This is a genomic window from Barnesiella sp. An22 (genome assembly GCF_002159975.1).
Taxonomy (GTDB): Bacteria; Bacteroidota; Bacteroidia; order Bacteroidales; family Barnesiellaceae; genus Barnesiella; species Barnesiella merdigallinarum.
Genome location: NZ_NFJR01000001.1, coordinates 447,713 through 470,757, shown reverse-complemented (window position 1 = coordinate 470,757; position 23,045 = coordinate 447,713). Strand labels below are relative to the sequence as shown.

14 protein-coding genes are annotated in these 23,045 nt (G+C 54.6%); 13 read left to right on the top strand and 1 reads right to left on the bottom strand.

Going from position 1 to position 23,045, the window contains the following annotated elements; translation table 11 throughout:
- The first annotated feature begins 99 nt into the window (after positions 1-99).
- The 13 genes from B5F38_RS01985 to B5F38_RS01925 all read left to right on the top strand — a co-directional run bounded on the left by B5F38_RS01985 (position 100) and on the right by B5F38_RS01925 (position 22,275).
- Positions 100-3,165 carry a TIM-barrel domain-containing protein gene (locus B5F38_RS01985; RefSeq protein WP_087407636.1) on the top strand — a complete coding sequence of 1,022 codons (3,066 nt, stop codon included), beginning with the start codon at positions 100-102 and terminating at the stop codon, positions 3,163-3,165.
- Between the two features lie 29 nt (positions 3,166-3,194).
- The gene (locus B5F38_RS01980; protein WP_087407635.1) at positions 3,195-5,354 is read left to right on the top strand and encodes a glycoside hydrolase family 97 protein; all 2,160 of its coding nucleotides are present in this window, start codon (positions 3,195-3,197) and stop codon (positions 5,352-5,354) included.
- Positions 5,355-6,126: 772 nt separating this feature from the next.
- Complete coding sequence (locus tag B5F38_RS01975) at positions 6,127-7,188, top strand: efflux RND transporter periplasmic adaptor subunit (RefSeq protein WP_241147784.1); 1,062 nt, start codon at positions 6,127-6,129, stop codon at positions 7,186-7,188.
- Positions 7,189-7,218: 30 nt separating this feature from the next.
- Positions 7,219-10,398 (top strand): efflux RND transporter permease subunit, encoded by a 3,180-nt coding sequence (locus tag B5F38_RS01970; RefSeq protein ID WP_087407634.1) that lies wholly within the window; start codon positions 7,219-7,221, stop codon positions 10,396-10,398.
- A gap of 29 nt (positions 10,399-10,427) precedes the next feature.
- Positions 10,428-11,837, top strand: a complete 1,410-nt coding sequence (locus tag B5F38_RS01965; protein WP_087407633.1) for an efflux transporter outer membrane subunit — start codon at positions 10,428-10,430, stop codon at positions 11,835-11,837.
- Between the two features lie 20 nt (positions 11,838-11,857).
- Positions 11,858-12,643, top strand: a complete 786-nt coding sequence (lpxA, locus tag B5F38_RS01960) for an acyl-ACP--UDP-N-acetylglucosamine O-acyltransferase (RefSeq protein ID WP_087407632.1) — start codon at positions 11,858-11,860, stop codon at positions 12,641-12,643.
- A 277-nt stretch (positions 12,644-12,920) separates the two neighbouring features.
- On the top strand, positions 12,921-13,538 hold the full coding sequence (locus B5F38_RS01955; protein WP_158096822.1) for a TetR/AcrR family transcriptional regulator: 618 nt from the start codon (positions 12,921-12,923) through the stop codon (positions 13,536-13,538).
- Between the two features lie 66 nt (positions 13,539-13,604).
- Positions 13,605-15,083 (top strand): TolC family protein, encoded by a 1,479-nt coding sequence (locus B5F38_RS01950; RefSeq protein WP_087407630.1) that lies wholly within the window; start codon positions 13,605-13,607, stop codon positions 15,081-15,083.
- 36 nt (positions 15,084-15,119) lie between these two features.
- The gene (locus tag B5F38_RS01945; protein WP_087407629.1) at positions 15,120-16,136 is read left to right on the top strand and encodes an efflux RND transporter periplasmic adaptor subunit; all 1,017 of its coding nucleotides are present in this window, start codon (positions 15,120-15,122) and stop codon (positions 16,134-16,136) included.
- 53 nt (positions 16,137-16,189) lie between these two features.
- Entirely contained in the window at positions 16,190-19,318 is a 3,129-nt protein-coding gene (locus B5F38_RS01940; protein ID WP_087407628.1) for an efflux RND transporter permease subunit, read from the top strand.
- Between the two features lie 80 nt (positions 19,319-19,398).
- Positions 19,399-19,692: a PG0541 family transporter-associated protein gene (locus tag B5F38_RS01935; protein ID WP_087407627.1), complete on the top strand. Its 294-nt coding sequence runs from the start codon at positions 19,399-19,401 to the stop codon at positions 19,690-19,692.
- 175 nt (positions 19,693-19,867) lie between these two features.
- On the top strand, positions 19,868-21,385 hold the full coding sequence (locus tag B5F38_RS01930; protein ID WP_087407626.1) for a WG repeat-containing protein: 1,518 nt from the start codon (positions 19,868-19,870) through the stop codon (positions 21,383-21,385).
- Between the two features lie 158 nt (positions 21,386-21,543).
- A complete protein-coding gene (locus B5F38_RS01925; RefSeq protein ID WP_087407625.1) occupies positions 21,544-22,275 on the top strand; it encodes a phosphatase in 732 nt (243 codons plus the stop codon).
- Here the strand turns inward: B5F38_RS01925 and B5F38_RS01920 are convergent.
- Complete coding sequence (locus B5F38_RS01920) at positions 22,272-23,045, bottom strand: ABC transporter permease (protein WP_087407624.1); 774 nt, start codon at positions 23,043-23,045, stop codon at positions 22,272-22,274. The two genes, B5F38_RS01925 and B5F38_RS01920, sit on opposite strands and share 4 nt — an antisense overlap.

Genomic DNA, 23,045 nt, shown 5'->3' with positions numbered 1-23,045 from the left:
GGGGAGGAGTCCTGCAGGGGATTGCCTCGGCCCGGCCGGCTCTGCCGCGACGAATAGAAAAGAAGTTACAAGATTGCTTATTTTGAAATATAGTTTTTTATGAAGTACAAATTGCTGTCTGTTTTGATGCTGTGTGCCTCTATCGGCGTGCATGCTCAAGAAGAATTTTTGTGTGGCGATCGAATGGCGGTATTCTATCCGGCCGATTTCGATTCGACACAAACTTTGGCCTCGTTTGCCATACAGAAAGAGTTGACCCGGCAGGGCGATGTGCCGTCCGACTGGGAGATACGTCCGGTTTTCAAAACCGACGATAACGGGAAAACCCTGGTAGAGATTGCTTACAGCGACAATGTCGACCTGTACGGAACGGGGCTTGTAAACGGCAATTTGCGCCGTAACGGTTATGATATTCCTCTGTGGAACAACGACAACTATGGCTATTACAAAGAGGGGCTCTATCAGTCGCACCCCTGGATTATGGGGGTACGTCCCGATGGCAAAACCTTCGGTATCATTGCCGATAACAGTTGGCGCTCGGAGATTAACCTGACGAACCCGATGAAAATCACCAGCGAAGGTCCCTCTTTCCGGGTGGTCGTTATCGAGCGTAACTCTCCGGCCGAGATGATGCAGGCCTTGGGCGAACTGACGGGTACCATCAACCTGCCGCCGCTGTGGGCTATCGGGTACCACCAGTCGCGCTATAACCCTTCGTACAAACCGGCCGATGTCCTGTGGATTACCAGCGAGATGCGTCGTCGCCATCACCCGTGCGACGTCATCTGGTTCGACATCGACTATATGGATGGGAAACGTCTTTTCACCTACGACGATTCCGACTACTTCTCGGCAGCCGGAGTTCCCAATCCGCTGGCCATGAACGACTCGCTTCACAGCCGTAACTTCAAGGCCGGTTACATTACCGACCCGGGTGTGAAAATCGATGATAGCTACATTGTCTATCAGCAAGGACAAGAGGGCGATCACTGGGTGAAAACCGAAGACAAGGTGACCGACTACGAGGGCGAAGTGTGGCCGGGCATGTGCAAGTTCCCCGACTTCACGCGGCCCGAGACTCGCGAATGGTGGGCCGGCCTCTATGGCGAGTTCTACAAGGAAAACAATATGGACGGTGCCTGGAACGACATGAACGAACCGGGCGTGTTCAATACCCCCGAGTGGACCATGCTCACGACCAACTGGCATCGCGGTGGCGGCGATTTGGCTGCCGGGCCTCACATGCGCTATCACAATCTGTACGGGTCGTTGATGACGAAAGCCTCTTTCGAAGGCCTCATGCAGAGCCGCCCCGACAAGCGTCCCTTCCTCCTCTCCCGTGCCAATCACCTGGGTGCACAACGCTATTGCGCTACGTGGACCGGCGACAATCTCGACACGTGGAAACACTTGAAGCTGACGATTCCCGTACTGCTCAACCTCGGCCTCTCGGGACAACCTTTCGGCGGCCCCGACGTTGGCGGATACGGCCGCATCGGCAATGCCGACCTGATGGGCCACTGGTTTGCGTTGGCTCCCTATTACCCCTTCTCGCGTAATCACACGTCGGAACACGCTCAAGAGCCCTGGGCTTTTGGCAGCAAGATAGAGAAGGTGGCCCGCAACGCCGTGAACCGCCGTTACCATCTGTTGCCCTATTTCTATACGCTGTTCCGCGAATCGTCTCAAACGGGCATGCCCGTCATGCGCCCGGTATTCTTTGCCGATTTGACCGACGAAAGTTTGCGCGAAGAGCAACAAGCCTTCCTGTTGGGCGGTGACCTGCTCGTGATTCCGCGCTGGGCTGTCAACCCCACCTTGCCCGGTGGCGACTGGGACGAGCTAACACTGGAAGCCGAGGACGACGGTTATCAAGCCATCGTAGCACTTCGCTCGGGTGCCATTCTGCCTTATCTGGGTCACGACATTCAGAGCACGGCCGAGTACACGTGCGACTCCATTACGCTGTATGTAAATCCGCTTGACAACGGTCAGGCCGAAGGTGCCTTGTACGACGACGAGGGCGAAGGCTTTGAATACCGGAACGGCGACTATGCCCTGTTGCAATTCTCCTGTACGGAGTATAATGCCGATTCGCTGTTGGTAAGCATCACCCAAACCGAAGGCAGTTTTGAACGTCCGGCCCGCTATTTCAGGGTAGCTGTTGTCGGTGGCGAGCAAACTCAATACTCCGACTGGACGAGCAGCAATACGATTCGGGTACCGAAAGTAGCCGATGTTTCCGAGTCGCTCGATTTGAGCAAGATCGGCACCTACTTTATTGCCGGTTCCTTTACCAACTGGTTCAATGGCGACGAAGACAAACGCCTCATGCTCAAAGACCCCTCGAAAGACGGAACACTCACGAGCGACCGCCTCTATTTCGAAGCCGGCACCTATGAAATGAAGTTTGCCAATACCGACAACTGGAGCGATACCGATTGGGGTGCTCCCGACGGGAACAACAGCCTGACGGGTACTGCCGTGAAGGGCCCCGACGAGAGTTGCAAGAACATCAAGTTTACCATCGAGACGAGCGGAAACTATTACATTACCTTTAATCCTCACACCCTGCAGTATGCTGTCGTTCGCACATACGACTCGGTACAAAAGGAGATTTATGTAGGCGGTACCTACAACAACTGGACTCTGGGTGCCGGTTACATGGAACTGGTGGCCGACAACCAATGGGAGGTAACCGACGTGAATATCCCGGCCGGAGAGTGGGAGTTGAAATTTGCCAACACTAACAATTGGAGCGACAAGGACTGGGGTGGTGTAGAAGGCTTGGCCGGAACGGCCGTCGAGACCACAGGCGGCAAGCCCAACCTCAAATTTACCATTGAGACTACCGGCGATTATACGATACGGTTCAACGACCAGACTCTGGTTTACAGCATAAGCAAGGAGAGCACGGGTGTGCAGACTCCGGTTGCAGATCAGAGTTATGTCTATCCCAATCCGACCAAAGATTTGATCAATGTGCATCTGGCCTCAAACGAAGGGGAAATAGAGATTTTTTCGATAAACGGCCAGTGCGTGATGCAACAAAGATTGAACGGTAGTGTATCGACTCTGGATATTGCCCAACTGAACAAGGGTACTTATCTGGTGAGAATCTCGGAAGAAGGGCAAATGACAGTGTGCAAACTGTTGAAAGACTAATGAATAAAATATACAGATAAATATAAATCATGAATCGAAAAGCTTTGAAAATAGGGGTGGCGGCTGTACTTTGCAGCATGGCCGTTTCGGCACAGACCTTGCTGTCGCCCAACAAACAGTTGCAGATGGATTTCTCGATAGAGAAAGGTCGTCCTACGTATACATTGCAATATAAGGGAAAAACGGTAATTGCACCCAGCCATCTGGGTATCGAACTCAAGGGCGAGTCGCAGCGGCGCGACTTCAACGACCTGGACGAGAAGAACGAGGGTACACCCTATTCGCTGATGACCGGGTTTTGCATAGCCGATACGGCCTGTTCCACATTCGACGAAACTTGGACTCCCGTATGGGGTGAAGAGGCTTCGATACGCAACCACTACAACGAGTTGGCGGTGACTCTGCGTCAGAAAAATACCGACCGCGAAATGGTGCTGCGTTTCCGTCTGTTCGACGACGGGTTGGGCTTCCGTTATGAATTTCCGCAACAGAAGAACCTGAACTATTTTGTCATCAAGGAAGAGTGCACCCAGTTTGCCATGACCGGCGACCACACGGCCTACTGGATTCCGGGCGACTACGATACGCAGGAGTATGACTACACCGTATCGCGCCTCTCCGAGATCCGCGGCCTGCAGGCCGGTGCCATCACCGAGAACCTCTCGCAAACCAGCTTCTCGCCCACAGGCGTGCAGACGGCCCTCATGCTCAAGACCGACGATGGCCTCTACATCAACCTGCACGAGGCTGCGCTTATCAATTATGCCTGCATGCACCTCAATCTCGACGACGAGCACATGATTTTCACCTCGTGGCTTACCCCCGATTCGCAAGGCGACAAGGGCTACATGCAGACACCCTGTCACTCGCCCTGGCGCACGGTTATCGTCAGCGACGATGCCCGCGACATCCTCGCCTCGCGCATCACGCTCAACCTGAACGACCCCTGCAAAATCGAGGATACCTCGTGGATTAAACCCTGCAAGTATGTAGGCGTGTGGTGGGAGATGATTACCGGCATGGGCGACTGGTCCTATACGTGGGATTTCCCCTCGGTACAACTGGGGGTAACCGACTATGCCAAGGCCAAGCCCCACGGTCGTCACTCGGCCAACACCCAAAATGTGAAGCGATACATCGACTTTGCGGCTGAAAACGGCTTCGACGCCGTGCTGGTCGAGGGGTGGAACATCGGCTGGGAAGACTGGTTCGGAAACTCCAAAGATTATGTGTTCGATTTCGTAACACCCTATCCCGACTTTAACCTCGAGGAGATACGCGACTATGCCAAGAGCAAAGGGGTGAAGATGATCATGCACCACGAGACCTCGGCCTCGATTCGCAACTACGAGCGCCATCTCGACCAGGCTTACCAGTTTATGGTCGACAACGGTTATCCGGCCGTGAAGAGCGGCTATGTGGGCAATATCATTCCGCGCGGTGAAAATCACTACAGCCAGTGGATTGTCAACCACTACCAGTATGCCGTCGAAAAAGCGGCCCAGTACAAAATCATGGTCAATGCTCACGAGGCCGTGCGTCCCACGGGTATATGCCGTACCTATCCCAACCTTATCGGCAACGAGTCGGCCCGGGGTACCGAGTATCAGGCCTTCGGCGGCAGCAAGCCCTACCACGTGGCCATTTTGCCCTTTACCCGGCTCATCGGTGGCCCCATGGACTACACGCCCGGTATCTTCGAAATGGACATCAGCAAGTACAACCCCAACAACCACTCGCATGCCAACACGACTATCGCCAATCAGCTGGCTCTGTATGTGACCATGTACAGCCCCTTGCAGATGGCGGCCGATCTGCCCGAGACCTACGAGCGGTTTGCCGATGCCTTTCAGTTCATCAAGGATGTAGCCATGGAGTGGGAGAAGAGCGTCTATCTCGAAGCCGAGCCGGCCGAATATATAACCATAGCCCGCAAGGCTAAAAAGACGGGCGAGTGGTTTGTCGGTAGTGTAGGCGGTTACAACGCCCGTGTCTCCGAAATCAGTTTCGATTTCCTGGATAAGGGAAAGAAATACGAGGCAACGGTCTACAGCGATACGAAAGAGACTCACTACCTGACGAATCCTCAGAAGTATGAAATCAGAAAAATCAAGGTTACTTCGAAATCGAAATTGAAACAGTATGTCGCTCCCGGTGGAGGATATGCCATTTCGATAAAGGAGATTTAAGGCGATACCTCGCTCTTTTGGCGGGCGGCCGTTCTCTTCTTCCAAGTTCTCTCTTCTTGCGAACGGGTTGTGTGCGAAAGTGTGCACGACCGGTCAGGAGGACAGGACCGAGGCGAGGAGAGCGGTCGCCTCTGTTTTTGGAGGCTGGCAGGCAATAGGCTCTCTTCCGATTTTGTATTGGTGCATGAGCCGTTGTCGCCCGATTCATTTCCCTTTGTGCCGTTGCATATCGGTTGGTATCCAGTAAAGTATGGTACAAAAATCCGATATATTCGTCGAAAATTCCTCGACCGGTTGACAAAGCGTGTTGATATGGACAGATTTTTGGCCGGAAAGTATTCGAATCGGAAAAATAGAACTAAATATCGGTGATAAAGAACCAGTTCGTACAGGGAGAAGAATTTATCTTTGCAGTCGAATAGGTATAAGAAAGATTGTATGGTGAAATATATAAATTTTATTTTATTTTATTTTTTCATTATTTCCAGCTATTATACAGACTTTATTCCTAAATTTGTGGCATTTGAAAAAGCTGGCAAAAGTCCCTGTTTATTGGGGTAGTAAGTCATTTTATAGGAGCAGAGAGAGTCTATGAATAGGATATTTATTAACATTTGTTAATATAAAGTTTAAACAGAGTACCAACGTCGACAATAATATTTTGTTACTTATGAATATGAAACTGACCAAAAATTTTATTCAACCCATCGCAGGTGCGATGCTTTGTATTTTTTTGTTTTCCTGTGGAGGGAAAAATGCTCAGACAGGTGGAATGGCTCGTGAGTATGCCGTGATGACATTGGAGCCCGACTCAATGGAGTGGTATAGTAACTATCCTGCCGCAATCAAAGGTAAACGGGATATTGAGATACGGCCGAATGTAAGCGGCTTTATTACCGAACTGCGGGTAGACGAGGGTTCGGTCGTGCGTAAAGGCCAGGTGCTCTTCGTAATCGATACGGTGCCTTACAAGGCTGCTCTGAAGGTAGCCGAGACCAATGTCGAGGTGGCTCGCGCCAATGCCGAGACGGCTCGCCTCACGGCCGAGAACAAGCGCGAACTGCAACGCCGCGACATCATCAGCGAGTACGATTTGCAGATGGCCGAGAACTCCTACGCGTCGGCCAAGGCTCAACTGGCTCAGGCCGAGGCTCAGTTGGTGAATGCCCGCAACAACGACTCGTATACCCGCGTGACCAGCCCGCTCGACGGTGTGGTAGGCGAGATTCCCTTCCGGGTAGGTAGCCTGGTATCGCCTTCGTCGGCTACGCCGCTCACCACCGTGTCGGACAACGCCGAGATGTATGTCTACTTCTCGATGACCGAGCGTCAGATTCTGGAACTGGCCGCCCAATACGGTGCCGACAATTTCTTGTCGAAACTTCCGGCCGTATCGCTCAAGCTCTCCGACGGCAGTATCTATCCCCTGAAGGGCGAAATCGAGACCATCAGCGGTATCATCGACACGCAGACCGGTTCGTCGAACATGCGTGCCACCTTTGCCAACCCGCACAAGTTGCTGCGTAGCGGCGGCGCGGGTGTGATTATGATTCCGATGAAGAGCGACAGCGCCCTGCTGGTGCCCCAGAAAGCTACCTATGAGATTCAGGACAAGAAGTTTGTTTACGTAGTCAACGACGACTCTACGGTAAAATCGACCGAAATCACCATCTCGTCGATTGACAACGGTAAAGACTACATGGTGCTCTCGGGCCTCAAGGCTGGCGACCGCATCGTGGTAGAAGGTGTCAATACCCTCAAGGACGGTATGACCATTCAGGTAGCCGGAGCTCAGGCTCAAGGTCAGGCTCAGGCTCAAGCACAAAACAAATAATAACCCTCAACTTCAAAATAGGAAGAAATTATGAAGTTAGACAGATTTATCAATCGCCCGGTATTGTCGACCGTGATATCCATCTTCATGGTTATACTGGGCCTTATCGGACTTGTATTTTTGCCCATCACGCAATACCCCGATATTGCACCGCCTACGATACAGGTCTCTACAACCTATACGGGTGCCAATGCCCAGACTATCTTGAATAGTGTAATCGCTCCCTTGGAGGAGTCGATCAACGGTGTGGAAGACATGATGTACATGACGTCGACCGCCACCAACACAGGTTCGGCCACCATCACCGTATATTTCAAACAGGGTACCGACCCCGATATGGCTGCCGTGAATGTGCAGAACCGGGTGTCGAAAGCCTTGAACCTGCTGCCGGCCGAGGTAACGCAGGTGGGTGTGATTACCCAGAAGCGACAGACCAGTATGCTGATGGTATTCTCGCTTTACAGCCCCGACGACCGGTATAGCCTCGAGTTCCTCGAGAACTACGCCAAAATCAACGTAATCCCTCTGGTACAACGTATCCCGGGTGTGGGCGATGCCAACGTAATGGCTACCGACTACTCGATGCGTATCTGGCTCAAACCCGACGTGATGGCACAATACGGATTGATGCCTACCGATATTGCCGCCGTGCTGGCCGAGCAGAATATCGAGGCCGCCCCCGGTCAGTTTGGCGACCAGGGTAAACAGTCGTTCCAGTATGTGCTCACCTACAAGGGCCGTCTGCAAACCCCCGAGGAGTTTGGCGACATGGTCATTCGGGCCGATGCCGACGGTCAGATTCTCTATCTGAAAGATGTGGCCGACATCGAGCTGGGCCGTTTGACCTACGGGTTTAAGAACTTCCAGAACGGCCACAACGCCGTGAGCTCCATGATTTACCAGACGGCAGGTTCGAATGCTACCGAGATTATCGGCGATATTACCGACCTGCTCGACGATATTCGCAAAGACCTCCCGGCCGGTATGGAAATAGAGACTACGCTGAATGCCAACGACTTCCTGTTCGCTTCGATTCACGAGGTAATCAAGACCCTTATCGAGGCCTTCATTCTGGTGTTCTTCGTGGTATACATCTTCCTGCAAGACTTCCGTTCGACGTTGATTCCCGCCATCGCCATCCCGGTATCGCTTATCGGTACCTTCTTCGCCCTGTATCTGATGGGCTTCAGCCTCAACCTGCTTACCCTTTGCGCCTTGGTATTGGCTATTGCGATTGTGGTCGACGATGCGATCGTGGTCGTCGAGGGTGTCCATGCCAAGTTGGACCAGGGATACAAGTCGCCGCGTAAGGCTTCGATCGATGCCATGCGCGAGCTCTCGGGAGCCATCGTCTCGATTACGCTGGTGATGATGTCGGTGTTTATCCCCGTTAGTTTCATGACCGGTACATCGGGTACCTTCTACCGTCAGTTCGGTCTTACCATGGCCTTCGCCATCGGTTTCTCGGCTATCAACGCCTTGACGTTGAGCCCGGCCCTGTGTGCCATCTTGCTGAAACCGCACGACAAGAGCGGTGAGGGTCATAAGAAGTCGACCTTTATCGACCGTTTCCACACGGCCTTCAATGCCGCTTACGATACCTTGCTGGGTAAATATAAAAACGGTGTAAAACATTTTGTACATCATAAGAAATTCTCCTTTGCCGGTGTTATCGTGGCTATCATTATTCTGGTAGTGCTGATGAACGTGACACCTACGGGTCTGGTGCCCAACGAAGATACGGGTACCATCATGATTACGGCCGACTTGCAGCCGGGTACCTCGCAAGAGCGTACCGAGCAAGTGCTCATGCAGGTCGACAGTATCATCGGGTTGCACCCCGCCGTGAAGAGCCGTACGCAGATTGTGGGCTTCAGCTTCATCGGTGGTCAGGGTAATACTTACGGATCGTTCATCGTCAAACTGAAAGACTGGAGCGAGCGTACCGACAAGGGTATGGATGCCAACTCGGTAATCGGTGCCCTCTACTCGAAGTTCGCTACCGAGATAAAAGATGCCCGTGTGCTCTGCTTCGCACCGCCTATGATTCCGGGTTATAGTATCAGTAACGGTTTCGAGTTGAACTTGCAGGATAAGACCGGTGGTTCGCTCGACCGCTTCTACGAGGTGACCCAGGACTTCCTGGCCGAGTTGATGAAACGACCCGAGATTGCCATGGCCTCGACTACGTTCAACCCCTCGTTCCCGCAATACATGGTCGATGTCGACGTGGCCAAGTGTAAACAGGCCGGCATCAGCCCGAGCGATGTGCTCACGGCCATGCAGGGTTACATCGGAGGTATGTATTCGTCGAACTTCAACCGGTTCGGTAAACTCTACCGGGTGATGATTCAAGCCGAGCCCAGTGCCCGTGTAAGCCCCGAGAGCCTCAACAACATCAAGATTCGCAACGGTTCCGAGATGGCGCCCATTACCAACTTCATTACCCTGCGCAAGGTCTATGGTCCCGATAACATCAACCGTTTCAACATGTTTACCTCGATCAAGATCAACGGTAACCCCGCCGACGGTTACAGCTCGGGTGAGGCCATCAAGGCCCTCGAGGAGGTAGCCGCCGAGACCCTGCCCGTAGGTTACGGCTACGAGTTCTCGGGTATGACCCGTGAGGAACAAAGCTCGAGCAGCGGTACCACGGCCATCATCTTCGTGCTCTGTCTGGTATTCGTTTACCTGTTGTTGAGTGCCCAGTACGAGAGCTACGTGCTGCCTCTGTCGGTAATCCTTTCGATACCGTTCGGTCTGGCCGGTAGCTTCATCTTCGCCCTCATCATGGGAGTCGAGAACAACATCTACCTGCAGATTGCCTTGATCATGCTTATCGGTCTGTTGGCCAAGAATGCGATTCTTATCGTCGAGTTCGCCCTCGACCGCCGTCGTACCGGTATGCCTATCATCAATGCCGCCATCGACGGAGCCGCCGCCCGTTTGCGGCCTATCCTGATGACGTCGTTGGCCATGGTCATCGGTCTGTTGCCTATGATGTTTGCCACGGGTGTAGGTGCCAACGGTAACGGTACCCTGGGTGCCGGTGCTGTGGGCGGTATGCTCATCGGTATGATTTGCCAGATATTCATCGTGCCCGCTTTGTTTGTGGTATTCGAGATTATTCAAGAGAAGATCAAACCGCTCAAATGGGATGATTTGGACAACTCGGAGGTACGCTCGGAGATTGAGCAGTATTCCAAATAAAATAGAACGCGATATAAAACAGAGAATATATGAAACGAATCCTTTTATATACGGTATGTGGTTTGACTATGGCTACCACCTTAAACAGTTGCCACATATACAATAAATACCATCGGCCCGACGATGTAATGGTCGAGGGTTTGTTCCGGGATACGGTCTCCGATACCGACACCCTTGCAGCCGATACGGCCAGCTTCGGCGACCTGCCGTGGGAAGAGGTCTTCACCGACCCCATCCTGCAAGACCTCATTCGCACGGGGTTGGAGAAGAACAGCGACTTGCAGTCGGCCATGCTTCAGGTCGAGGCTGCTCAGGCCAGCTTCACCGCCGCTCAACTGGCATTCCTGCCGTCGCTTAGCCTCACTCCGCAAGGCGGCGTGAGCAGCTTCGACAGCAGCAAGGGTACCTGGACCTACAATGCCCCCGTTTCGGCCAGTTGGGAGATTGACATTTTCGGCCGCCTGCTCAACTCCAAGCGCAATGCCAAGGCCATGCTGATGCAGACCGAGGCTTACAAGCAGGCCGTGCGCACGCAACTCATCGCCACCATTGCCAACGGATACTATACGTTGTTGATGCTCGACGAGCAGCTTGCCATCACCGAGGAGACCGCCAAGACCTGGCAGAAGAGCGTCGAGACCATCCGGGCCATGAAGGTAGGCGGTATGACCAACGAGGCTGCCGTAGCCCAGAGCGAGGCCAACAACTACATGATTGCTGCCTCCATCCCTACGTTGCGCCAGCAAATCCGCGAGACCGAAAACAGCCTTTCGACCCTGTTGTATCAGGCTCCGCAATCGATTAAGCGCGGCAAATTCCAGGACCAGAAGCTCCCCGAGATGTATCAGGTGGGCGTACCCGTACAGTTGCTCGCCAACCGTCCCGACGTGCGTTCGGCCGAACTTTCGCTGGCTGCAGCCTACTATTCGACCAACATTGCCCGCTCGGCCTTCTATCCCAACATCGTGATTTCGGGTTCGGCCGGTTGGACCAACTCGGCCGGTAGCGCCATTGTCAATCCGGGCAAACTGTTGCTCTCGGCTGCCGCTTCGCTGGTTCAGCCCATTTTCAACCGAGGCAGCAACATAGCCAACCTCAAAGCCGCCAAGGCTCAACAGCAGATTGCCGCCATCAACTTCCAGCAGGCCATCCTCAATGCCGGCGAAGAGGTGAGCAACGCCCTCTATCAGATACAGACGACCAAAGAGACGCTGGTCAACCGCGACTTGCAGGTAGCCTCGCTCGAGAAGGCAGTCGAGTCTACCATGTCGTTGATGACCTTGGGCACCTCGACCTACCTCGAGGTATTGACGGCCCAACAGTCGTTGCTCAACGCCCAGTTGTCGCAAGTATCCGATTCGTATCAGTGCATGGTAGCCGTCATCAATCTCTATCATGCTCTGGGCGGTGGCCGTGAGATCGAGGAAAATACAAAGTAAAAACGTAAAACTTAGATACTATGATTAGTCCGTTAGCATACGTCGATCCCAAAGCGGTGATTGGAAACAACGTAACCATACATCCCTTTGCCTATATCGACAAAGATGTTGTCATCGGTGACAACTGTGTGATATATCCATACGCCAGTATATTGGCGGGAACGGTCATGGGAAAAAACAACCGGGTCTTTCAAGGGGCTATCCTCGGTGCCGAGCCGCAAGACTTCCACTACAAGGGTGAACCCACTCGACTGACTGTCGGCAACGACAATACCATTCGCGAGTATGTCATCATCAACCGCGCTACTCATCCCGCGGGCGAGACCGTCATCGGCAACCACATCTGTATGATGAAGGGTACCCGCATCGGTCACGATTGCCGGGTCGACGACGACTGTATCCTGGGCATCGATTGCGACCTCTCGGGCGAATGCCACATCCACAGCAAAGCCATTCTGGCCGGCCGTGTGATTGTAAAGGAGAAGTGTCGTGTGGGTAGCTGGACCCTCGTCAAGAGCGGTTGCCGCACGAGCAAGGATATACCTCCCTATATCCTGGCGGCACACAACCCCATCATGTACAAGGGTATCAATGCCTTTATCCTGCGGCGTCAAGGCTTCAGCGAAGAGACCATCGAGAATATCGCGCTGGCCTACCGTCAGGTATACTCGTCGGGCACCAGCCTCGAGAATGCGATTCTGCGTATCAAGGAGGTTGTGGCTCCCAGTCCCGAAATCGATTATATCCTCAAATTCTTTGCCGAGTCCAAGATGGGCATCATTGCCACCATCGGCGAGGGCAAGTAAGGGAATAGCCGTAATGAACAAGTGTCGGTCCGGTTCGTAAGAATCGGGCCGTGCTTGTTTTAAAGCCGGCCGCTCTTCCCGATTTCGTGACCGGTCGCAGCTTCCTCGTCGCCCGAATCGAGGCGTGCCCTGGGGCAAGGTTGGGTTTGAGCGAGGGCGGGGGAATGTCGCATGCTGTTTATGATTATTAACAGAGAACGGGGATAATATGCCGCAGAAAACTTTCGGAGTTTTCAAAGTTTTCTATACATTTGCTCCGATTTTCAGTAGAGAACTTATGATGAACGAGTTGCAACTGCGCATAATCGAGCAAGCCACTCCCATGTTTTTGCACTATGGAATCAAAGCCGTCACGATGGATATGATTGCCGCAAGGCTGGGCATGTCGAAGCGCACGCTGTACGAGAATTTCAAGGAGAAGAACGAGCTGTTGCTGGCCTGTCTCGAGAAGGCCGAGGACGACCGCAACGTGCGGCTGAAAACCTACTATGCCCAACGGCAGAATGTCATCGAACTGTTGCTGAAGGTGCACGAAGATATACTCTGTTTCATGCGCAATGCCAGCCCGGCCTACTTCATCGACATGGAGCGCTATTATCCCAAGGTTTACGATCGCTATGTCCGGGAGAAGGAGACTCACAAGCATGCCATTCTCGACCTGCTGCGCGAGGGAATAGGCGAGGGGGTGATACGCGACGACATCAATCTCGAGATTGTGGGCACGCTGCTCTCTCTGCAATTTGAACTATTGAAAAACTCAGACCAGATATTCAAGTCGAAATACACCTTTACCGAAATTTTCGAGACCATATTCAAAAGTTTTATCCGGGGTATCGCTACGCCCGAAGGGGTGCGCTATGCCGACGAATTTTTTGCCGGTCGCGAAAACAAATGATACAGTAGAGCAGTATAGATATAGATAGTAGCATACAAATAGAAACCTTTAATAACCGAAGAAACTATGGACAGAAACAAGCTCGTGTCCCGAGTCGCAGCCCTGTTGGCTCTGTCGCTTTGGCCGGCTATCCTGCCGGCTCAAACCCAGCCGACCCAAACGCTGGTCCTCGATTTGAAGACCGCCATCGGCATCGCCCTTAACGAGAATCCTACGATTAAAGTGGCCGATATGGAGATTGAGAAGAAAGACTACTCCAAGAAAGAGACCATCGCCGGACTCTTCCCCCGCATAGACGGGTCGGCCTCATATAGTCGCACCATCGAGAAACAGACCATGTACATGGATACCGAGGCCTTCGACATGAGCGCCATGTTTGCACCTATTTACAATACCATCGGGCAACTGCACCCCGAGTTCCAGGTGCCCCAGTTGGGCGGCGGCTCCTCTTCGTCGGGCGAGACCGGTATGAAGGTGGGCACCGACAACACCTATTCGGTGGGCCTCAGCGCTTCGCTGCCTATCATTGCCCCGCAGTTGTGGAAGAGCGTGCAACTCTCGAGTGCCGATATCGAGCAAGCCGTCGAGTCGGCCCGTTCGTCGCGGCTCAGCATGGTCAATCAGGTAGAGAAGGCCTATTTCAACCTGCTGTTGGCCCAGAACTCCTACGAGGTTATCAAGATGAGCTACGACAATGCCGTGCTCAATGCTCAGGACTACAAGCACAAGTTCGAGCAGGGAACGGCTTCGGAGTACGACGTGTTGCGGGCCGATGTGCAGGTGCGCAACCTCGAGCCCACCCTGCTGCAAACCGAGAACAGCGTGAAGCTGAGCAAGCTGCAGCTGAAGGTGCTGATGGGTGTCGACATGGCTCTGGAGATTACCCCCACCGACCGGCTCGAAGATTATGAAGCCTCGATGTATGAGGAGACGATGAACATCGACACCTCGCTCGAGCAGAATACCGACCTGCGCCAGTTGGACCTCCAGACCGCCTACCTCAAGAAAGCGGTCGACGTGCAGCGCATGGCGTGGTTCCCCACGCTCTCGGCCACGGCCAACTACAACTGGATTTCGATGAGCGACGGCGGCATGTTCAGCGACTTCCGCTGGAGCCCCTATTCGTCGATAGGGCTTTCGCTTTCGCTGCCCATCTTCCAGGGTGGGGCACGCCACTTCCGCATCAAGCAGGCCAAGTCGAACGTCCTGCAACTGGGCTTGCAGCGCGACAACCTGTTGAACACCCTCTCGATGCAGGTGCAGATGTCGATGGATAATATCCAGAAGTCGGTCAAGCAGATAGCCTCGAACAAGGAGGGGGTCCGTCAGGCCGAGAAGGCATACGCCATCATGCAGAAGAGTTTCGAAATCGGGTCGGCTACCTTCATCGAACTCAACGACGCCGACCTGGCCCTCACCAATTCACGCCTCTCGTACAACCAGGCCATCTACGATTTTCTGGCTGCCAAGTCCGACCTGCAGCTGCTCCTGGGCAATGCCGACCTGGAGCAATACCGGCAACCCGACCAGAAGAGCACCAAGTAAATACACGACATCGAATAATATAAGAAACGACACGATATGAAAAAAGAGCATTTGATTGGCATGTTGGCCGCTTGTTCGGCCCTGCTGTTTGTGGCCTGTTCGGGAGAGAAGGAGAATACCGAACAAGCCGAAGAGGAAACGGTTCAACTCGTCAAGGTGGCCCGGGTCACCGAGCAGGCCGTTCCTCAGGTCGTCTCCTACACGGCCACAATCGAACCCTATAAGCGCAACCTCATCAGTTCGTCCCTGCCCAACCGCATCAAGAAAATCTATGTCGAGGTGGGCGACCACGTCAAGGCCGGGCAGAAGCTGGTCGACCTCGACCGTGCCAACCTGGCCCAGCAGAAGCTGCAGCTCGACAACCTCGAGCTCGAGTACAACCGGGTGAAAGAGCTCTTTGCCGTGGGTGGTGCCTCGCAACAACAGGTCGACCAGATGCGCACCCAGTACGAAACGGCCAAGACCTCGTATGAGAACCTCGACGAGAACACCGTGCTGGTGAGTCCCACCAACGGCGTAGTGACGGCCCGCAACTACGACAACGGCGACCTGGCCACCGGTGCCATCCTCACCGTCATGCAGATACAGCCGGTGAAGGTCGAGGTGAACATCTCGGAGAGCGACTTCACCAAGGTGAAGCTGGGTATGCCGGTCGATGTCAACGTCGAGGTCTATGGCGACGAGGTGTTCAAGGGCAAGGTATCGCTCATTCACCCCACCATCGACCCGGCCACCCGCACCTTTGTGACCGAAATCAATATCCCCAATGGCGACAACCGCATCCGTCCGGGCATGTTTGCCCGCGTCAATATCGACTTTGGCAACGTAAACCGCGTGGTGGTGCCCGACCAGGCAGTCGTGAAGCGTTCGGGTTCGGGCGACCGCTTTGTCTATGTCTATAAAGACGGCAAGGTTTCCTTCAACCAGGTGCAGCTGGGCCGCCACATGGATACGAGCTACGAGCTCATCTCGGGCGTCGAGAACGGTTCCGAGGTGGTGATTGCCGGCCAGTCGCGCCTGAAGGACGGCGTCCCCGTGAAAGTGGTCGAATAACCGTGCAGCCTTTTGTCCAATTCCAAAACATTCACCCTTAAAGAAAAATTTCTATGAGTCTATACGAAGGTTCGGTAAAGAAACCCATCATGACCTCGCTCTGTTTCGTAGCGGTGGTTATCCTGGGTATCTTTTCCTACACCAAACTGCCTATCGACCTCTATCCCGACATCGAGACCAATATGATTATGGTGATGACGGCCTATCCCGGTGCCAGTGCAGCCGATGTCGAGAACAACGTGACCCGACCCCTCGAGAATGCCCTCAACGCCGTGAGCGACCTGAAGCACATCACCTCGGAGTCGAAAGAGAACATGTCGCTCATCACCCTCGAGTTTGAGTATGGCGAAGACATCGACGTGCTCACCAACGATGTGCGCGACAAGCTCGATATGGTCAAGTCGGAGCTCCCGGATGATTCGGAGAACCCCATCATCTTCAAGTTCAGCTCCGACATGATTCCTATCGTTATCCTCTCGGTGCAGGCCAACGAGAGCATGCCGGCCCTCTACAAGATACTCGACGACAACGTGGCCAGCCCGCTGGCCCGTATCAGCGGGGTAGGTTCGGTGTCGATCAGCGGTGCGCCCGAGCGCGAGATTCAGGTCTATGTCGACCCCGTGAAGCTCGAGGCCTACAACCTCAGCATCGAGACCATCGCCTCGGTCATCGGGGCCGAGAACCGCAACGTGCCTGGCGGTACGTTTGACGTGGGTTCCGACACCTATTCGCTGCGGGTACAGGGCGAGTTCAACGACGCCTCGCAGATGAACGACATTGTCGTGGGCAACTACGGCGGCAAGTCCATCTATCTGCGCGATGTAGCCGTGGTGCACGACTCGGTCGAGGAGCGTGCCCAGGAGACCTATAACAACGGTGTGCAAGGGGCCATGATTGTGATTCAGAAACAGTCGGGTGCCAACTCGGTCGAAATCTCCAACGAGGTGATGAAGGCCTTGCCCCGCTTGCAGAAGAATCTGCCCAGCGACGTGAAACTGGGGGTAATCATCGATACCTCCGACAACATACGCAACACCATCGATACCCTGTTCGAGACCGTGTTGCTGGCTCTGCTTTTCGTCTCGATAGTCGTCTTCTTCTTCCTGGGACGCTGGCGGGCCACCATCATCATCGTGATTACGATACCTATCTCGCTGGTTGCCTCGTTCATCTACCTGGCGGCCACGGGCAACTCGCTCAACATCATCTCGCTCTCGTCGCTCTCCATCGCCATCGGTATGGTGGTCGACGATGCCATCGTGGTGCTCGAGAACGTGACCAACCACATCGAGCGGGGCAGCTACCCCCGGCAGGCGGCCGTGCACGGTACCAACGAGGTGGGCCTTTCGGTGGTAGCCTCTACGCTCACCCTTATCGCCGTGTTCTTCCCCCTCACGCTGGTTTCGGGCATGTCGGGCGTACTCTTCAAGCAGTTGGGTTGGATGGTTACCATCATCATGGTCATCTCTATCGTGTGTGCCCTCTCGCTTACCCCCATGCTTTGCTCGCGCCTGCTGAAGCTGCAACCCAAGCAATCGCGCGTATTCAAGCTGCTCTACGGACCTATCGAGAAGGGGCTCGATGCCTTCGACAACGGTTACGCCCGTCTGTTGCACTGGGCCGTAGGCCACCGCACCATTGTCATCGTGGGCTGTATGTCGTTCTTCGTACTCAGCCTCGTGCTGGTACGCTTCGTAGGTAACGAGTTCATGCCTACCCAGGACAATGCCCGTATCGGGGTCACCGTCGAGATGCCCATCGGTACCCGCACCGAAATCTCGAAAGATGTGGCCATGCGCCTCTACAAACAGTGGATGGAGCAATACCCCGAAATCGTGATGTGCAACTTTACGGTAGGGCAGGCCAGCACCGACAACGTCTACGCCTCGATGTCCGACAACGGCTCGCACATCATTACCTATAACATCAGTCTCACCGACCCCGACAAGCGCAAACGCACCCTGTCGGAGATTTGCGACCTCATGCGTAAGGACCTGGCCGGATACCCCGAAATCAAGAAGTCGCAGGTGAACCTGGGTGGCGGTATGTCGGTGATGGGTGGTGAGACGACCATCGACTACGAAATCTATGGCTACTCCTTTGCCGAGACCGACAGCGTAGCGGCCCAACTCTCGGCCCTGCTGCGCGAAATCAAGGGCGTGAGCGAGGTGCGTATCAGTCGTGGCGACTACCAGCCCGAATATCAGGTCGACTTCGACCGCGAGAAGCTGGCCCTCAACGGACTCAACCTCACCACGGCGGCTACCTACCTGCGCAACCGCATCAACGGTGCCACCGCCTCGCAGTTCCGCGAGGAGGGCGAGGAGTACGACATCAAGGTGATGTATGCTCCCGAATACCGCACCTCGATCGAGGATATTGAAAACATCATGGTCTACAACGCCCAGGGCAAAGGGGTGCGCATCAAGGAGCTGGGCACCGTGGTCGAGCGGTTCTCGCCGCCTACCATCGAGCGTAAGGACCGCGAGCGTATCAACACCGTATCGGCTATCCTCTCGGGGGCAGCCATGAGCGACGTGGTGGCCGAGGCCCAGAAGAAGATCGACCAGATGTCGATACCCTCGGGCATCTCGATTCAGCTTTCGGGTTCGTATGAAGACCAGCAGGATTCGTTCGGCGACCTGTTCACGCTCATGTACCTCATCGTCATACTCGTGTTTATCGTGATGGCGGCCCAGTTCGAGTCGTTGACCTACCCGTTCATCATCATGTTCTCGTTGCCCTTCGCCTTCTCGGGTGTATTCCTGGCGCTGTGGCTCTCGGGCAATACCCTCAATGTGATGTCGCTCATCGGTGCCATCATGCTTATCGGTATCGTGGTGAAGAACGGTATCGTGCTCATCGACTACATCTCGCTGAACCGCGAGCGGGGCATGGGCATCCGCGAGGCCGTGGTCAAGGGCGGTCACTCCCGTCTGCGCCCGGTAATCATGACGACCCTTACCACCATCTTGGGTATGGTGCCCATGGCCATCGGTACCGGTCAGGGTTCCGAGATGTGGCGACCCATGGGTACGGCGGTAATCGGCGGCCTCACGGTCTCGACCATCCTCACCCTTATCCTCATTCCCGTGCTCTACTGTGTATTTGCTTCGGTGGGTGTGAAACGCCGTCGCCGGAAACACCACGAGCGCTTGGCGGCCAGTAACTCCAATTCATAAATATTACGTTCGGTTCCCTATCTCTCAACGATTAAAAAAGGGGAAATAGGGACCGGACTCTAAAACCAACACCATCGGATATGAAATCGGTATTTATCACTTTCGACCAGGCACACTATGCCCAGATTCTCGAGACCCTCGACAAGCTGTCGTGCCGGGGATATTCCTACTTCGAGCAGATGCGGGGCCGCGGCTCCAAGACCGGCGAGCCTCACTATGGCAGCCACGCGTGGCCCTCGATGTGTTCGGCCATCATCACCATGGTCGACGATGCCAAGGTAGAGCCGCTGCTGAAGCGGCTGCGGCAGATGGACGAGGCGGCCCCCCAGTTGGGTTTGCGGGCCTTCGTCTGGACCATCGAGCAGTCTGTCTGACGGCTCTCTGCCTTGTCCCGTTATAAACATCAGGGGCTGTGTCGATTCGTTCGATGCAGCCCCTGATGGTATCGAGCCGCACAGAAAAACGGGCCGGCCGTTAATTTGTCGGGCGATACCCTTCTCTCATTCGGGCAATTTGTCTATTTTTGTAGAACATAAAAAATTGAGGACTATGAAACATGCGACTGTTTGGACCCGCCTCCTGCTTGGTTCGGTGACCCTCCTGCTGCTTCTGCCGGCCTGTGGCGGAGGTGAAAAGAAACAGGAAAAGATAGAGATTACCCCCTATATTCTCAACCTGCATTTGAAGTATTCGTTCATCGACAATTTTGAGGATGGTCTGGCCCGGGTGATGATGAAGACCAAGACCGAGTCGGGGCGCGAGACGGGAGTCTTCGGCTGTATCGACGAGAAGGGGCACGAGGTGATACCCTGTATCTACGAGTCGGTATATATGGAGCCCGGTGGTGTGTTGGTTTCCCCGAAAGAGGGAGACAACAAGCTCTTTGTCTATCGCGACGGTACGCTGCAGGAGTTCCCGATGCCCGACGGTCTCGAGCCGCAGGGGGGCTTTTACAATGGCCGGGCGAGAGTGCATGACGAGGATTTCAACTATGGCTATATCGATACCGAGGGGAATCTGGTGGTGCCCTGCCGCTACAATTCTGCCGATGATTTCAGCGAAGGATTGGCCGTGGTCGAGCAGAACTGGAGAAAAGGCTATATCGATGTCGACGGCAACGAGGTGACCCCTCTGATTTACTGTAATGCGATGGAGTTCTACAACGGCCTGGGCTGTGTGCAGAACGAAGAGGGTCTCTATGGCTATGTCGATGCGACGGGGCGCGAGGTGATACCCTGCCAGTTCGAATCGGCCGACTTCTTTTACGGCGATGTGGCTCCCGTATGTCTCGATGGGAGCTATGGACTCATCGACAAGACGGGCAGGTTTGTCTCGGCCACGCGATACAAGTCGATGGGCGTTTGTACCTCCAATCTGTTCTATTATGGCGAAGACGGCCTTTATGGTTTTGTCGATGCCCGGCAGAACGTGCTGACTCCGGCCCGATACAACAAAATAGATATTTGTCGGGAGGGGATGGTAGCTGTGGCCCAGCAGGGTAAATATGGTTTCGTAAACGAGAAGGGCGAGGAGGTAATCCCCTGCATATACAGCCGGGTGAACTGGTTCGACCAGGGCTTTGCCCGGGTAGCCCGCAACGGTCGGGTAGGGTATATCGACAAGACGGGGCGCGAAATCTTCCTGCTCCCCTCGAACCGCTTCTCGAGTGCCTCTCGCTCGGGCTTCGGGGTATTCTGTTTCGAGAGCGGCGGCGAACTCTTCATCTTCGACGAAGAGGGCAACCGGCTCGACAGCAACGGACTCGAGACTCCGGATGCGGCTTCGGCTTCGGCCGGGAGCGACGCCTCGGCCGGCAGCAGTGCTGCGGGCGGTTCGGGTGTAGTGGTGGTGCCCTCTGTCTCGGCACCGGCCTCGACCGGCAGCAGCCAGAGCGACCCTGTCCGCCGGGTCGAGTGGGAGATTCGCCGCAACCGGGCTATCGAGGAGCTGGCCCGCCTGCAGGTGAAACTTATCGAAGACCCCAATTCGGCATATATCAAACACAACATACAGACACAGCAAAACATCATCAACACCTGCAACGAGATGATTGCCATCTACCAGTAACGGCCAGGGCTTTTCTATTCTGTGTCGGGATGAAAGGATTTCGGCGGCCTCCTTGCCTTTGACCGGCAAGAGAGGCTGAGTCACAAATTTTCGGGCAAGTGGGGCTGAGGGTTGATGGCTTTCTCGTATCTTTGCAGAACGATTAAAGAGGATTTGTTATGAATATTCTTCTCGATGTACATACGCACACGATAGCCAGCGGGCATGCCTTCAGCACCTTGCAGGAGATGGTACAGGCCGCGGTCGACAAGGGTTTGCAGATATTGGGTATTACCGAACATACGGGGGGAATCCCCGGCACCTGCTCCGACATCTATTTCCGCAACCTGCCGGTAGTGCCTCGCCGGATGTATGGTGTGGAGTTGCTGTTGGGTGCCGAAATCAATATTGTCGATTATGCAGGGCGGCTCGATTTGGAAGAGAAGTATTTCCGGTTTCTCGACCTGCGCATAGCCGGGTTGCATTCGCTCTGTTTCCGGCCGGGCGACATCGACCAGAATACGGCTGCCGTGCTGGGGGCTATCTGTAACCCGCACATCGACATCATCAGCCATCCGGGCGACGGCACGGCCGAGTTGTATTTCGAGCCGCTGGTGCTGGCTGCCAAGGAGAACGGCGTGTTGCTCGAGATTAACAACAGTTCGCTCAATCCCTATCGCCACAAAGAGAAGGCGATGGCCAACAACCTCGAGATTCTGCGCCTGTGCAAGCGCTACGGGCAGCCGGTCATTCTGGGGAGCGACGCCCACATCTCCTTCTCGATAGCCGATTATCACTGGCTCTATCCGCTTCTGGCCGCCACCGAGTTCCCCGAGGAGCTCATCCTCAACGACAAGCCCGACGCCTTCAAGGCCAGGCTGAAACGGAACCGCGAGGATACGGCGCTTTAGAATCGCTTCATGCCGTAACGGTCGAAGGTCTTGCGCCGCGAAATCCACAGCGTGAGCAGTACCGATATGAGTGACGAGGCGAAGATGGTAATCATCAGCATAATCTGATATTTGATGGCCACGCTGGGGCTGCTGCCGCCCAGTATCTGACCCGTCATGGTGCCGGGCAGGGCGATGAGTCCCATGACCGCCATCGAGGCGATGGTGGGGTTGAACGACTTGATGAGGGCCTCGCGCATGAAGGGGGCGAGTGCCTCACCGGGCGTGGCACCGTTGCCCAGCAGGTAGAGGTAGAGTTGCCGCTCGCGGTTGAGCGAGCCGTAGAACGAGTTGAGAGCTATGACGTTGGCCGATAGCATGTTGCCCAGTATCATGCCGCTGATGGGTATGAAGTAGCGGGCCGTGAAAATCTTTTCGGGCCGAACCACCAGCCCCAGAAAGTAGAGGTCGATGATGAGCAGCGACACGAGGAAGGCCACCGCCACGGCCATGAAGAGCATCTTTTGCGGCAGCTTGGTGCGCTTCAGTACCGTCGACGAGGCGATGACAATCATCAATACCACCCACAGCAGGTTTATCCACAGGTTGTCCCACAGGAACAGGTACTCGAGGTAAAACCCGATGAAGAAGAGTTGCACCGTCATGCGCAGGGCGGCCCAAAGGGTATCTTTCACCAGGCCGGTGCGGTAGCGGTAGAGAAAGTAGGTGGGGATAATCAGCAGCAGAAATCCCAGCACCATGTGGCCGTAGCCAATGTTTATCGTTTCCAT